Annotated in this window: 11 protein-coding genes; 3 read left to right on the top strand and 8 right to left on the bottom strand. The window is 72.1% G+C overall.

From position 1 onward, the window contains the following. Positions 1 to 18: 18 nt before the first annotated feature. Together ETU37_RS17625 and ETU37_RS17620 are read right to left on the bottom strand one after the other, a co-directional pair. On the bottom strand, positions 19 to 1,722 hold the full coding sequence (locus ETU37_RS17625) for a S8 family peptidase (protein ID WP_129988657.1): 1,704 nt from the start codon (positions 1,720 to 1,722) through the stop codon (positions 19 to 21). A 341-nt stretch (positions 1,723 to 2,063) separates the two neighbouring features. Next, positions 2,064 to 3,377: an MFS transporter gene (locus tag ETU37_RS17620; protein WP_206054011.1), complete on the bottom strand. Its 1,314-nt coding sequence runs from the start codon at positions 3,375 to 3,377 to the stop codon at positions 2,064 to 2,066. A 68-nt stretch (positions 3,378 to 3,445) separates the two neighbouring features. Between ETU37_RS17620 and ETU37_RS17615 the strand changes: the two genes are divergently transcribed. Then, complete coding sequence (locus tag ETU37_RS17615) at positions 3,446 to 4,327, top strand: aminoglycoside phosphotransferase family protein (RefSeq protein WP_165372587.1); 882 nt, start codon at positions 3,446 to 3,448, stop codon at positions 4,325 to 4,327. 224 nt (positions 4,328 to 4,551) lie between these two features. On the opposite strand, the gene ETU37_RS17610 is transcribed toward ETU37_RS17615, so the two are convergent. After that, the gene (locus ETU37_RS17610; protein WP_129988655.1) at positions 4,552 to 5,643 is read right to left on the bottom strand and encodes an inositol-3-phosphate synthase; all 1,092 of its coding nucleotides are present in this window, start codon (positions 5,641 to 5,643) and stop codon (positions 4,552 to 4,554) included. Positions 5,644 to 5,666: 23 nt separating this feature from the next. Then, a complete protein-coding gene (locus tag ETU37_RS17605; protein WP_129988654.1) occupies positions 5,667 to 6,305 on the bottom strand; it encodes a PadR family transcriptional regulator in 639 nt (212 codons plus the stop codon). Between the two features lie 326 nt (positions 6,306 to 6,631). On the opposite strand from ETU37_RS17605, the gene ETU37_RS17600 reads away from it, so the two are divergent. Continuing rightward, positions 6,632 to 8,932: a transglycosylase domain-containing protein gene (locus ETU37_RS17600; protein ID WP_129988653.1), complete on the top strand. Its 2,301-nt coding sequence runs from the start codon at positions 6,632 to 6,634 to the stop codon at positions 8,930 to 8,932. A 28-nt stretch (positions 8,933 to 8,960) separates the two neighbouring features. Then, positions 8,961 to 10,457 (top strand): glycosyltransferase family 87 protein, encoded by a 1,497-nt coding sequence (locus tag ETU37_RS17595; RefSeq protein ID WP_129988652.1) that lies wholly within the window; start codon positions 8,961 to 8,963, stop codon positions 10,455 to 10,457. Here the strand turns inward: ETU37_RS17595 and ETU37_RS17590 are convergent. From ETU37_RS17590 to ETU37_RS17575, 4 genes are read right to left on the bottom strand one after another with little or no spacing between them, the layout of a single operon-like run. Continuing rightward, the gene (locus ETU37_RS17590) at positions 10,418 to 11,467 is read right to left on the bottom strand and encodes an alanine racemase (protein WP_240755806.1); all 1,050 of its coding nucleotides are present in this window, start codon (positions 11,465 to 11,467) and stop codon (positions 10,418 to 10,420) included. The two genes, ETU37_RS17595 and ETU37_RS17590, sit on opposite strands and share 40 nt — an antisense overlap. Then, positions 11,464 to 12,630 (bottom strand): lipid II:glycine glycyltransferase FemX, encoded by a 1,167-nt coding sequence (locus tag ETU37_RS17585; protein ID WP_129988651.1) that lies wholly within the window; start codon positions 12,628 to 12,630, stop codon positions 11,464 to 11,466. The genes ETU37_RS17590 and ETU37_RS17585 overlap by 4 nt, the downstream gene beginning before the upstream one ends. Positions 12,631 to 12,664: 34 nt before the next feature. Next, entirely contained in the window at positions 12,665 to 13,459 is a 795-nt protein-coding gene (locus tag ETU37_RS17580) for a deoxyribonuclease IV (RefSeq protein ID WP_129988650.1), read from the bottom strand. A 41-nt stretch (positions 13,460 to 13,500) separates the two neighbouring features. Then, positions 13,501 to 13,983, bottom strand: a complete 483-nt coding sequence (locus tag ETU37_RS17575; protein WP_129988649.1) for a pyridoxamine 5'-phosphate oxidase family protein — start codon at positions 13,981 to 13,983, stop codon at positions 13,501 to 13,503. Positions 13,984 to 14,042: the final 59 nt, after the last annotated feature.

Below are 14,042 nucleotides of genomic sequence, written 5' to 3'. Positions count from 1 at the left end.
CTTCGGGTTGCACAGCGATCACAGCTCCCTGCCCTTCAGCCCCCGCAGCAACGCGCGCACCCGGGATACCGCAGCGCTGGTGGAGAGATCGGTGTCGCCGGAACGGTACGCCGCCGCGAGAGCCGCCGCGACCTCCCCGGCCAGGACCGGCGCCGCGAACGACGTGCCGCTCCAGACGCCGAAGCCGGACGAGAAGTCGTCCGGGTCGAAGGACGCCCGCACCTCGCCACCGGCCGTGACGACCTCGTGGCTGGGGTTCGCGGACGCGTCGTAGGTGCGGGGGAAGGTGCTGACCAGCGAGGCGCCCGGCCGGAGGTAGCCGACCCACGGGCCGTCGTTGCTGAACAGCGCGATCGTGCCGTCGGGGTTACGCGCCCCGACGGTGCTCACGGGCACGACCTGCTCGTCGTCGGCCACCATGCCCCCGTCGTACGGCGCGAAGGCCGCGGGGAAGCTCGGCCGGGACGTCGCGTCGTTGCCGGCCGACACCACGACCGCGGCGCCGTAGCGCCCGAGGAGCTGGATCGGCCCGAGCAGCAGACGGTCGAACGCGGCGTCCCCCGGCTGCTCGTGGTAGTAGCCGAGCGACAGCGACACCACGTCGACGGGCGTGTACCCGCCCACGCCGTTGCGGGCCAGGACCTGACGCAGCGCGAGGCGCTGCAGGCAGGTGAGCAGGTCGGACTCGGCGACCTGGCCGTCGTTGCCGTAGGTGCGGATGTCGTAGATCTGCGCCTCGGGACAGGCCTGCCGCACGAGGCCGGCGATGAACGTGCCGTGGCCGGAGTCCTGGTCGAGCTCGCCCACCATCTCGTCGCTGACGCCGAGCAGGTCGCCCTGCGCGGAGGCCGGGTCGACGCCGATCTCGAGGCCGAGGACCTCGAGGTCGTGCTCGACGACGTCGCCCTCGAGCCAGTCGTGCTCGCCGACGCCGGTGTCGAGGATCGCGACCACCGGGCGCGGCACGGACCCGTCGAGCGGGTACGACGGCGCGGGCTCGGCGCCCAGCCAGGAGACCGGCTGCCGGCCGCCCCAGCCGGGCTCGACGTACTGGCCGATGGCGTGCCCACCCGTGATCGGGTGCCCGCCGGTGATGGGGTGGCCACCGGTGATGGGGTGCCCACCCGTGATCGGGTGCCCGCCGGTGATCGGGTGGCCGCCCGTGATGGGGTGCCCGCCCGTGATCGGGTGGCCGGACGTGGCCGGGTCGGCGACGGCGGGGTGCTCGAGCCCGACGTCCGCGTGGCGCGGCGAGCGGCGGCCGCCGACCTTCACCCGGTAGGCCTGCAGCAGCCGCCACGTGTCGATCGGCCGGAAGACCGGGTCGCGCGGGTCGGCCGGGACCAGGCGCACCCGGCGCACCCAGATGTCGCGGACCCGCTCGCGCTCCTCGTCGCTCAGGTCGGCGCCGTCGAGCACTTCGAGCTCGCGCTCCCCCCGCGGGTCCCAGCGCAGCGCGAAGCCGGCCTCGGCGGCCACCTCGGCGAGCGCCGACGCGGTCTCCTCGTGGAAGCCGCGGACCAGCAGGGTGTCGGCGACGAACGCCGACGGCTGGACGTCGGCCTGGTCCATGACCTGGTAGGCGGTCAACGGGTCGAGGACCCGGACGTTGAGGTACTGGCGCGGGTACTCCCGCAGGTAGGGCGGGGTCGTCGACAACGGCGACCGGGCCGGCGCGCTCCCGGACTCGGGGGGCTGCGGACCCGACGTGGGCTCCTGCATGTCGGTCGCTCTCTTCTCGATGGTCGGCCTGCGTTCGACGGGCCCGACCGGACTGCTCCGGAGGATAAAGCCGTCGTGCGCCCGGCGTCAGTGCTCCGGTGGGAGAACCGTCCGCCGGAGCCCGCCCCCGTGCGGGCTCCGACGGACACCGGCCTGGGCCGCCCCCTGAACGAGCCGGCCGGACGTCCCCGGCATCGCGCCCCCACGACGCCGGCGTGACCGACGGGTCCGCGGCCCCTGAGGGTGGGCGGCGGGCTCCTGGGAGGTGGTCACGTCAGCGAGGAGCGGGTCCGGTCGGCCCTGATACGTCCGCTCCGGGAAATTTCGTCCGGCTGCTCCCGCTACTCCCGCAGCCCCTCGGCCCGGGCGTAGCCCAGCGCGGTGAGCAGGTAGCCCACCGAGATCGCGGCGACGACGGCGTAGGACTTGCCGTCGGGCGGCAGCACCGCCGCCGCCACCGCAGCCGCGGCCACGAAGGCGACGTTGAAGATGACGTCGTACAGGGAGAACACCCGGCCGCGGTAGGCGTCGTCGACGTGCGTCTGCACGAACGTGTCCACGCAGATCTTGATGCCCTGCGAGGCGACGCCCAGGAAGAAGGCCGACACCAGCAGCGCCGGCTCCGTGAACAGCGCCCCCGGGAACACCTGCGTGACGGCCGCGGTCACGAGCAGCGTGAGCACCCAGGTGCGCTGGGTGACGACGTCGGTGACGACCGGGGTGACGAACGCGGCGGTGACGAAGCCGACGCCGCTGACCAGCACGGCGATCGACAGGCCGGCGAACGCCGCGTCGGTCTCGTCGGGGGTGTGGAAGTAGTTCCGGTACAGCAGGATCAGCGACACCGTGGACATGCCGTAGAAGAAGCGGTGCGCCCCGATCGTCGCCAGGCCGTACGCCGCCGCGCGCCGCTCGCCGAGGTGGCGCAGCCCGTCGACGAGACCGGCGGCCACGTGCCGCGCCGCCTCACGCACGGCCGGCCGGTCCGGGTCGTAGTCCGGGCCGAGGTCGTCGCGCGGGATGCGCAGCGCGAGCAGGCCCGCGACGCCGTACAGCGCGGCGGCGGTGAGCAGCACGCCCACGTTCGCGTCGAACTGGTGCGGCTCGACGACCCGGCCGAGCGCGGCGACGTACGCCGTCCGCACCAGCGACCCCAGCCCCAGCCCGACGAGGAACGACAGCGTCCCCGCCGTCGGGGTGACCGCGTTGGCCGTGACCAGGTCCTCGGGCTCGACCACGTGGGGCAGCGCCGCGGACAGGCCGGCGAGCAGGAACCGGTTCACCGACAGACAGACCAGGATCAGCCCGAACAGCGCCGGGCCGCGCCAGTCGAGCTGGACCGCGGCGGCCACCAGGGCCACCAGGCCCACCCGGACGAAGTTGGACCAGGCGAGCACCTGGCGCCGCGACCAGCGGTCCAGGAGCACGCCGACGAACGGGCCGAGCACGCTGAACGGCAGCAGCACGACGGCCAGCGCGGCCGCGATCGCCGAGGGCGAGGGCTGCTGCTCGGGAGAGAAGATGACGTACGCCGCGAGCGCCACCTGGAACACGCCGTCCGTGAGCTGGCTGCTGACCCGCACCAGGAACAGCTTGCGGAAACCTTGACCACGCAAGAGGTGGTTCAGGTGGCGGGCCGCACGCATACCGTGCATGCTTTCACCGTTCGCTCGTTGTTCAGACAAGGGCTCGGGCCACGATGAGGGCGTCTGGGGGGCGACCAGTGGGACATGCGGTACCGGCGATTCCGGACTCGCTGCGCGAGAACCTCGCCTACGGGCTGGGCTCGGAGCAGGCCGAGCGCTGGCTCGCCGACGCGGTCGAGCGGGCAGAGGAGCTCTTCGAGGCCTGGGACCTCGAGCCCGAGCAGGTGCTCAGCGGCGGCTCGGAGTCGCTGTGCGTGAAGTGCACCGGCGCCGATGGCGACAGCGTCCTCAAGCTGCCGGCCAGCGTGCCCGGCGGCGCCGCCGAGATCGCGGCCCTGCACGCCTGGCAGGGCGACGGCGCGGCCCGGGTGCTGCGCGAGCAGCCCGAGCAGAGCGTCATGCTGATGAACTTCCTCGGCTGGGTCGGGCAGGGCAGCTACACGCTGCCCGAGGTGCTGGACCTCGCCGACCGGCTGCACCGCGCCGACCCGGCGCCGTACCTCTTCCCTGCCCTCGACGCCAACCTGGCCCGCCGTGTCGCCTGGGCGCGGGACCGGTTCGCCGAGGTCTCCGACGACGAGGCACTCGCCGACGTCGACGCGGCGGAGAAGATCCTGGCCGCCCTCGTCGACACGCTCGCCGACGGCGACCCGGTGCTGCTGCACGGCGACCTGCAGCCCAAGAACCTCATCGTCTCCGACGCCGGCCTCGCGGTCGTCGACCCGCTGCCCGCCGTCGGCCCTGCGATGTACGACGTCGCGCTGTACGTCGTGAAGTGCCCGCGCGACCACGCGCTGACGTCCTGCCAGGACGAGGTGCTCGCGCTGCGCCCCGAGCTCGACGCCGACCGGTTGCGCCAGTGGTGCTGGGCGCTGGCCGTGCTGGAGAGCCGGCCGTACCTCGGCGACCTGAACGCGCGGAGGGTGGAGTACATCCGGAAGTTCCGGGACGAGGTATAGCCCACCACCGCCGGGAGGACGAGCGCCTCTGTCGCGCGGTCCCGAGGTCAGACTTGTTGGTAGCGAGAGGCCACTCAGCCCGGTGCGCGCGTGCGGTGTGCAGGCTGAGTGGCCTCTCGCTCGACGTTCCACGTGCGTCCTCGACGGGCACGCGCGACGTCCTGGCGGGTGTGTGGTGACCTCTGTGGGTCACTTCCCGCCAGTGGTTGCCTGTGCTGGTTGCCTCAGCGGTCGATCTCGCCGCTGATGAACTTCTCGAGCTGGGCGCGACCCTCGTCGTCCGGGCGCTGGATGGGGGGCGACTTCATCAGGTAGGTCGAGGCGGCGTGGATCGGGCCGCCGACGCCGCGGTCCTTGGCGATCTTGGCGGCTCGGATCGCGTCGATGATGATGCCGGCGCTGTTGGGGGAGTCCCAGACCTCGAGCTTGTACTCGAGGTTCAGCGGGACGTCACCGAAGGCGCGGCCCTCGAGGCGGACGTAGGCCCACTTGCGGTCGTCGAGCCAGGCGACGTAGTCGCTCGGGCCGATGTGCACGTTGCGGTCGCTGGTCTTGCCGGCGAGCTCACCGTGCAGGTTGCTGGTGACGGCCTGGGTCTTGGAGACCTTCTTGGACTCCAGGCGCTCGCGCTCGAGCATGTTCTTGAAGTCCATGTTGCCGCCGACGTTGAGCTGGTAGGTCCGGTCGAGCGTGACGCCCCGGTCCTCGAACAGCTTGGCCATCACGCGGTGGGTGATGGTCGCACCGACCTGGCTCTTGATGTCGTCGCCGACGATCGGGACGCCGGCGTCCTCGAACTTCTTGGCCCACTCGGGGTCGCTGGCGATGAACACCGGCAGCGCGTTGACGAAGCCGACGCCCGCGTCGATGGCGCACTGGGCGTAGAACTTGTCGGCCTCCTCGGAGCCCACCGGCAGGTAGGACACGAGCACGTCGGCGCCGGTCTCCTTCAGGGCGCGGACGACGTCGACCGGCTCGGCGGCCGACTCCTCGATGGTCTCGCGGTAGTACTTGCCGAGACCGTCGAGCGTCGGGCCGCGCTGCACCTCCACGCCGAGCGTGGGGACGTCGCAGATCTTGATCGTGTTGTTCTCGGAGGCGTTGATCGCCTCGGAGAGGTCCTTGCCGACCTTCTTGTCGTCGACGTCGAACGCGGCGACGAACTCGACGTCACGCACGTGGTACGGACCGAACTCGACGTGCATGAGACCCGGGACGGTCTCCGTGGGGCTGGCGTCGCGGTAGTACTGGACACCCTGGATGAGGGAGGTGGCGCAGTTGCCCACTCCCACCACTGCTACTCGAACCGTTCCCATCGGTCTGCTCCTCGCTTGTGTGCTCACGTGCTGCCGACCTGCTGGTCCTGCTGGCCGGTCGGACTGGTCTGGCTGGTCTCGGGATTCTCGGGCGGGGACTGGTCGCCCCGGTCGTCGAGCGCACCGTCGCGCTCGGCGTTGATCAGGTCGGAGAGCCAGCGCACCTCGCGCTCGACGGACTCCACGCTGTGCCGCTGCAGCTCGACGGCGTAGCGGTCGACCTTCTGCTGGGTCTTGTCCAGCTGCGCCTGCACGCGGGCGAGCCGCTCCTCGAGCCGGGAGCGCCGGCCCTCGAGGATGCGCAGGCGTACGGCGATGTCGGTGCGGCTGAAGAAGGCGAACCGCACGTCGAAGTTGTCGTCCTCCCACGACGCCGGGCCGCACTCGGCCATGAGCGTCGCGAACCGGTCCTGGCCGGCCGGGGTGAGGGCGTAGGTGATGCGCTGCCGACGGCTCGCCGACGGCGGGGCCGCGCTGACGTCCTCGGCGATGTACCCGGCACGCAGCAGCTTCTTCAGCGCGGGGTACAGCGATCCGTACGACAGCAGCCGACTCCAGCCGAGCACGACGTTGAGCCGCTTGCGCAGCTCGTAGCCGTGCAGCGGAGACTCGTGGAGCAGGCCGAGGACGGCCAGCTCGAGCGTCTCACCCCGCCGGGTCATGCCTGTCACCTCGCTCCGATATGTCGTGCACGCCTATCGAAGCAACCTATCGTATCGATATATCGAAGCGCGGGGCAGGGCCCGAACGAGTCATCTCGCGCGGACGTGGCACGCGCCGTCCGGCCCGGGCGGCCAGGGCGGCGCGCACGAGGAAGTGCGTCCTGACCTGCGCCTTTTCACCGTCGAGGCGGGCCCCCGTACCCTGGATCGGGGTTTTGCCGGCCTTCGGCCGGGCAACCTCTGCTGGGACCAGCGCCGACCGGCCCTCCGCCGGTCCAGGCGCGCGTGCCTGCACCCGACCGTGTCCCCGTCCCTCCGGAGTACTCGTGAGCGCACACCGCAAGGCCGACGGCCCTGCCCCGAACGGCGGCCGCCGTGCGGCCCGACCGACCTCGGGAGGCACCAGCGGGCGCGCGTCCGCGAGCCGGGGAGGTACGGCCGCGGCCGGCAAGGGCGGCCAGGGCGGCAAGGGCGGCCAGGGCGGCGGCGGACGCCGGGTCGGCCGCGCGATCCTCAAGTGGGGCGTGATCCTCGCCTTCGTCGGCTTCCTGCTCGGCTCGGCGGCCTTCGCCTACGGGTACATGTCGACCGACATCCCGGACCCCAACGAGGACTTCCAGACCGAGACGACGGTCGTCTACTACGCCGACGGCAAGACCGAGCTCGGCCGCTTCGCCGAGCAGAACCGCACCAGCGTCTCCCTGTCCGACGTGCCCGCGCACGTCCAGGCCGCCGTGATCGCGGCCGAGGACCGCACCTTCTACACCAACCGCGGCATCGACCCCAAGGGCATCATCCGCGCGGCGTTCTCCAACGCGCAGGGCAACGCGACCCAGGGTGCGTCGACCATCACCCAGCAGTACGTCAAGATCTTCTACCTCTCGCAGGAGCGCACCCTGACCCGCAAGGTCAAGGAGGCGTTCCTGTCGCTGAAGCTCCAGCAGCAGCAGAGCAAGAACCAGATCTTGCAGGGCTACCTCAACACCATCTACTTCGGCCGCGGCGCCTACGGCATCCAGGCCGCGGCGCAGGCCTACTACGACAAGGACGCCAAGGACCTCACGGTCCGCGAGGGCGCCGCGCTCGCGTCGATCCTCAACTCGCCCAACAACTACGACCCGGCCTCCGGCAAGGAGACCAAGGAGCGGCTGCTCGGCCGCTACCAGTACGTCATCGACGGCATGGTCGACATGGGCGAGCTCGACGCGGCCGAGGGCGCCGAGCTGCGGGTGAAGCTGCCGAAGTTCCCGCGCATCGTCGACAACGACTCGCTCGGTGGCCAGAAGGGCTACATGCTCGAGATGGTCAAGCGCGAGCTGCGCTCGGCCGACTTCAGCGACGCCGAGATCCAGGGCGGCGGCCTGCGGGTCACCACGACGTTCACCCGCAAGGCCATGGCCGCGGCGACCCGAGGCGTGCAGGGCCAGCGGCCGACCGGGCTCAAGGGCCTGCACGTCGCCAGCGCGTCGGTCGACCCGCGCACCGGCGCGCTGCGTGGCTTCTTCGCCGGGCAGGACTACCTGAAGAGCAACGGCGGCACCAACTGGGCGGTCGCCGGCGGCGCACCGGGATCGAGCTTCAAGCCGTTCGCGCTGACCGCGGGACTCAAGGACGGCTACTCCCTCAAGAGCACCTTCGAGGGCAACTCGCCGTTCGAGGTGGGCGACGCGGAGTTCGAGAACCAGGGCGAGGACGGCGGCTCCGACTACGGCTCCGCCGTACCGCTGCTGAAGGCGACCGAGGAGTCGATCAACACCGCGTACGTCGACCTCACGCTGTCGCTGAAGGGCGGCCCGCAGGACGTCGTGGACACCGCGGTCGACATGGGCATCCCGGAGGACTCGACCGACCTGCGGCCCGAGGCGGGCGTCGCGCTGGGCTCGGCCATCGTCAGCCCGATCGACATGGCCAACTCCTACGGCACCATCGCCGACGGTGGTCGCGCCAAGGACTGGTACGTCGTCAACCGCGTGCAGAACTCCGACGGCCAGACCCGCTACGCGCACCAGCGCGAGACCGACCGGGTCGTGTCCCCGGACGTCGCGTCCGACGTGAGCTACGCGCTGCAGCAGGTCGCCGCGGTCGGCACGGGCGTCAACGCCAACACGATCGACCGGCCGATCGCCGGCAAGACCGGGACGGCCACCAACGACGACGGCCGGATCCGGTCGTCCTGGTTCGTCGGCTACACACCGCAGCTCTCGACCGCGGTGATGTACGTGCGCGGCAAGGGGCAGGCCCCGCTCGACGACTTCCTGCCGACGTTCTACGGCGGCGAGTACCCCGCCCGCACGTGGGCCGCGATCACCGAGGGTGCGCTCGCGGGCGCTCCCGTGCTCGACTTCCCGGAGCCGGCGAACCTCGAGGCGACCAACGACGACCACGAGCCGCTGCCGACGTTCACGCCGAAGCCGACGCCGACCAAGCGGCCGTCGCCGACGCCGACCCAGACGCCGACGCCGACCGAGACGCCGACGCCGACCGAGACGCCGTCGCCCCCGGCTCCGACGGAGACCTGCACCGGTCTGCTCTGCGACCCGGGCAACGGCAACGGCGGCGGCAACGGCAACGGCAACTCGCCGTCGCCCACGCCGACGACCGAGCCGACACCACCGCCACCGCAGTAGCCGCCCGCCCGGTCAGTAGGGTTCTCGGGTGACGACGCGAGGGGCCGGCGACCGCTTCCCGCCGCCGGTCGTGCGTCCGTCGCACGAGGACCCGCTGGTGCGCGCGGGCAGCGAGAGCATCGGCGGCCCGTCCGGCGAGCACTCCGCGGGGCACCCCTGGTGGACGCCGGTCCGCGTCGTGCTGGCGCTGACCTGCGTCGGCTTCCTGCTCGCGATGGTGCAGAAGTCGCCGTGCGTCGCCGACGACTGGCCGGGCGACAACTACCGGTACGCCGCGCTCTGCTACTCCGACGTGCCGTACCTCTACGTGGGGCGCGGCTTCGCCGACCTGAGCGTGCCGTACGCCGACAACGGCGACCGCTGGCGGACCCTGGAGTACCCGGTCGTCATCGGCTACTTCGCCTACGGCACCGCCGTGGCGACCCACGCGCTGAGCGGCTTCCCCGACCTGGAGGTGCGCCGGCAGTCGGTGCCCGACCTGGTCGGCAGCCTCCCCGGCGTGCAGCAGGAGTCGTGGCTGTTCTTCATGCTCACCGCCGTGCTGCTGGCGCCGTTCGCCCTGCTCGCCGGTTGGTTCCTCGCCCGCACCCACGAGGGGAGGCCGTGGGACGCGGCGGCGTTCGCGCTGAGCCCGGCGCTGGTCCTGACCGGCCTCGTGAACTGGGACCTGCTCGCGGTCACGGCCGTGGCCGGCGCGTTGTGGGCGTGGTCCCGCGGCCGGCCGGTGCTGGCGGGCGTGCTGATCGGGGTCGGGACCGCCACCAAGCTCTACCCGATGTTCCTGCTCGGGGCGCTGCTGGTCGTGTGCATCCGGCGGGGCAGGCTGCCGGCCTTCGGCGCCGCGGCGGTCGCCGCCGTCGGCTCCTGGCTGGTGGTGAACCTGCCCCCGGTGCTCTACGGCCTCGACGAGTGGAAGGTGTTCTGGTCGTTCAACGACGACCGCGGCGCCGACCTCGGCTCGGTGTGGCTGATCTGGCAGCAGTCCGGCCACGCCGTGTCGGCGGGCGCGATCAACCTCGCGTCGCTGATCTGGTTCGGCGCGGTGTGCCTCGCGGTGCTCACGCTCGGCCTGGTGTCGTCGCGCACGCCGCGCATCCCGCAGCTCGCGCTGCTGATCGTGATCGGCTTCCTGCTGGTCAACAAGGTCTACTCACCGCAGTACGTCCTGTGGATGCTGCCGCTCGCCGTCCTCGCCCGGCCGCGCTGGCGCGACCTGCTGATCTGGCAGGCGGGCGAGGCGTTCTACTTCGTGGCCGTGTGGTTCTACCTCGGCGGCTACACCGCGTCCGCGACGTCCGGTGCGCAGGACCACGCCTACTGGGTGGCGATCGTGGTGCGGGTGCTCGCCGAGCTGTGGCTGGTCTTCGTGGTGGTGCGCGACATCGTGGCGCCGCACCACGACCCGGTGCGCGCCGACGGCCGCACCGACGACCCGATGGAGCCGAGCGCCCGGATGCTGCCCCGCCGGCGGCTCGGCCGCGCGCGTCAGGAGATGACGGTCTCGTCGAACGACGTGGCGGTGTAGCGCACCCGCACGTCGACCTCCTCGCCCACCTCGGGCACCCGGGCGCCCGAGGGCAGGAACAGCATCGAGGCCTGCATGTGCGGCGGCTCCGCGAACAGCCGCTGCTTCCCGCCGATGGTGTACGGCGACCGCACGAACCCGGCGGCATCGAGGCCGCCCTTGGCGACGCGGGCCGCACGGTCCTTGAGGGAGGCGCCACCGGTGGGCGCCTCGAGGCCGATGCCGTGGGCGGTGCCGCCGGAGACGACCAGGATGTGCCCTGCCTTCGGCGCGGTGCGGCTGCGGTAGCCGAACACCTCGCCGCGCTCGACCGGGTGCACGTCGAGCACGGTCGCCCGCACCCGCAGCGCGTCTCGGTCGCCGAGCCACAGCGCCGTGCCGATCCTCGGCCGGAACTCGAAGTCGGCGTACCGGTGGCGCAGGTCCGCGAGCTCGGTGTCGCTCAGGTGCGAGACCCACACCCGCTTGGCCGGCATCCCGGCGGCGACGACGTCGGTCATCAGCCGGTCGACCTCGGTGAGGTGCGAGCCCTGGCTGATCGGCAGGTGGAAGGCCACGCCCTCCAGGCGCACGCCACCGACCTGGGCCCAGAGCTGCACGGCCTCGCGCAGCTCGCGGGCGGAGAAGCCGTGCCGGCGCATCGACGTCATCCGCTCGAGCACGACGCGCGGCCGCTCGCTGCGCCCGGCCAGGGCGCGCAGGTCCTCGAGCCGGCCGACGGTGTGGATGACGTGGTCGTCGTACACCGCGCGCTGCTCGTGCGGGCGCCACGGCGTGAGCACGAGGACGGTGCCGTCGAAGGTTGCGCTCACCCGAGCGACCTCCGGGTAGGTGCCGACGGCCAGCGTGTCGACATCCAGCCAGGTCGCGAGCTCGCCGAGCCGGGCCAGCCCGAACCCGTAGCCGTTGCCCTTCGCCACCGGGACGATGCCGGGGTGCGCGTCGCGCACCTCCTTCATGTGCCGCCGCCAGCGGTCGCCGTCGACGTACAGCGTGAGCGACATGGTCATCGACCCCCTGCCCTGCGCTCCATGTAGACGCTGAACGCCTTGTAGACCACGGCGTTGAGCGGCAGGTCCCACTCGCCGGCGTACTCGACGGCCTCGCCGCCGGTGCCGACCTTGAACTGGATCAGCCCGACGTGCGGGTCGTCGGCGTCGAGGGTGTCGGTGATGCCGCGCAGGTCGTAGACGTCGGCTCCGGCGGCGACGGCGTCCTGGACCATCCGCCACTGCACCGCGTTGGAGCCGCGCACGTCGCGCTTCTCGGTGGACGAGGCGCCGTAGGAGTACCAGACGTGCCCGCCGACCCGGATCGCGATCGTGGCGGCGACCAGGTCGCCCTCGTGCTCGGCGAGGTAGAGCCGGATCCGGTCGTCCTCCTCGGCGCCGAGCGCCTCGAACATCGTCCGGAAGTAGGCCAGCGGTCGCGGGGTGAACCCGTCGCGCTCGGCGGTGTGCAGGTAGAGCTCGTGGAACCGCGCGAGCTCGGCCTCGTCGCCGGCCGGGGCGACCCGCACCTCGACGCCGGCCTTCGCGGCCTTCTTGATGTTGCGCCGCCAGAGCTGGTTCATCCCGGCGAGGACCTCGTCCTCGGTGCGCGCCTCGCCGGCGTCGCGGCCCTCGGTCCTGCGCAGTGGGATCTGGAAGTTGTAGCGCGGCTGCCCGGCGGCGAACCCGCCCTCGGCCCCCTGCTGCCGCCAGCCGAGCTCCTGGAGCTGGGAGACCACGCGGGCGCCTTCGACGGACCGCTCGGTCGGGGGGACGTCGGCGAGCCGGTGCACGGCCTCGTCGGCGATGCCCTCCTTGACCGCCGCGGTGTCCCAGCGGGCGACCACGACGGGCGGACCGATGCGGACCCCGAACGCGCCGGCGCGCTTGAGGTGCCGGGTCAGCGGCGCCAGCCAGCCCTGGAGGTCGTCGGTCGTCCAGTCGATGACCGGACCCTCCGGCAGGTAGGCCAGGTAGCGCTTGACCTTGGGCAGCTGCCGGTAGAGCACGAGCGCGCTGCCGACCAGCTCGTTGCGCTCGAACCAGCCGATCGACTCGGCCTTCCACTCGCCCTTGACCGTCCCCCAGGCCGGGGTCTGCAGGAAGCTCGCGGAGCGCTGCTCACGCAGGTGCGCGAGGTGCTCGGCGGGCGTGATCGTGCGGACGGTGAGAGCGGGGGTCACGCCGACCGATGCTAGTGGGCGGGGTCGAGCGGTCTCAGAGGTGCTCGCGCAGCCAGGCGAAGTCGGCCTGGTGCTCGGCGGCGCCGCCGGGGGTCTCGACGAGCAACGGCGCCCCGGCCTCGCGGGCCACCCCGGCCAGCAGCTCGGGGTCGATGTGGCCGGCGCCGAGGTTGGCGTGCCGGTCGGCGCCGGAGTCGAACTCGTCGCGGGAGTCGTTGGCGTGCACCAGGTCGATCCGGCCGGTGATCTTGCGGATCTGCTCCACCACGGTCGTCAGGTCGTTGCCGCCGGCGTGGGCGTGGCAGGTGTCGAGGCAGAACCCGACCTGGTCGAAGCCCTCGGCCGTCGAGATCGCCTCCCACACCCGGCCGATCCGGTCGAGGTAGCGGGTCATCGCGTTGTCGCCGCCCGCGGTGTTCTCGATCAGGATCGGCAGCTTGAGGTCGGTGGCCTCGACCGCCTTGCGCCAGTTGTCGAAGCCCTTCTCGGGATCGTCGTCCTTGTTGACGTGGCCACCGTGCACGATCAGGCCCTTGGCCCCGATCGCGGCGGCCGCGTCGACGTGCTGCTGGAGCAGCTTGCGGCTCGGGATCCGGATGCGGTTGTTGGTGGTGGCGACGTTGACGATGTACGGCGCGTGCACGTAGAGGTCGATGCCGGCCGCCGCCGCGTCGTCCCGGAGGGCCTCCGGGCCCCCGGCGTACCGGACCTCGGGGCCCTTGTAGCCCTGCGGGTCGCCGAGGAAGAACTGCACGAGGTCGGCGCCGCGGGCCCGGGCCTCCGCGAGGGGGTCGGTCTGGTCGACGTGGGCACCGATCTTGACGCTCATGGGGCCACCCTAGGCCGGTGCGCCGACGTTCTTGTCGGCGATCAGGGGCGGTCGAGGTCGACGACCTCGTTGTCGCCCTCGTAGCGCTCGCCGGTGACCTTCGCCTTCACCAGGTTGAGCACCTGGGTGACTTTGGCGCCGGGCGAGTCCCAGTACTCCGCCGAGTGGGCGGCCACGTGGACCAGCACGTTGTCGGGGTTGTCCGGGCCGCCCTCGAGCCAGGCGTCGGTGAAGGCGCTCCAGTACTCGCGGAGCCGGTCCGGGTCGTCCACGACGCGCGCCGTCCCGGCCAGCGACACCCACGAGCTGCTGCCCGCGTAGGCGACGTTGACCTCGGGGTGCGCCCCGAGCTGGCTCACCCAGGGCGCCGACCGCTCGGTCACGAACCACACGTCGCCGTCGAACTCCACGTCCTGGGTCGCGAGCGGCCGGCTGACCAGCCGCCCGTCGTCCTGGGTGGTGAGCATGGCGATCCGGATGCCGTCGATCAGGCCGGCGATCTTGGCGGCGTCTTCGTGGGCCACGGGTCCTCCTCGGGGTCGGTGCGTCGGACCCCCGCCGTACCCCCGCGGCGGCGGCGGTA

Origin of the sequence: Nocardioides iriomotensis (assembly GCF_004168035.1) — a bacterium.
Taxonomy (GTDB): domain Bacteria; phylum Actinomycetota; class Actinomycetes; order Propionibacteriales; family Nocardioidaceae; genus Nocardioides_B; species Nocardioides_B iriomotensis.
Note: the sequence above shows the minus strand (reverse complement) of the source record. Positions and strands in the feature narration are given on the sequence as shown.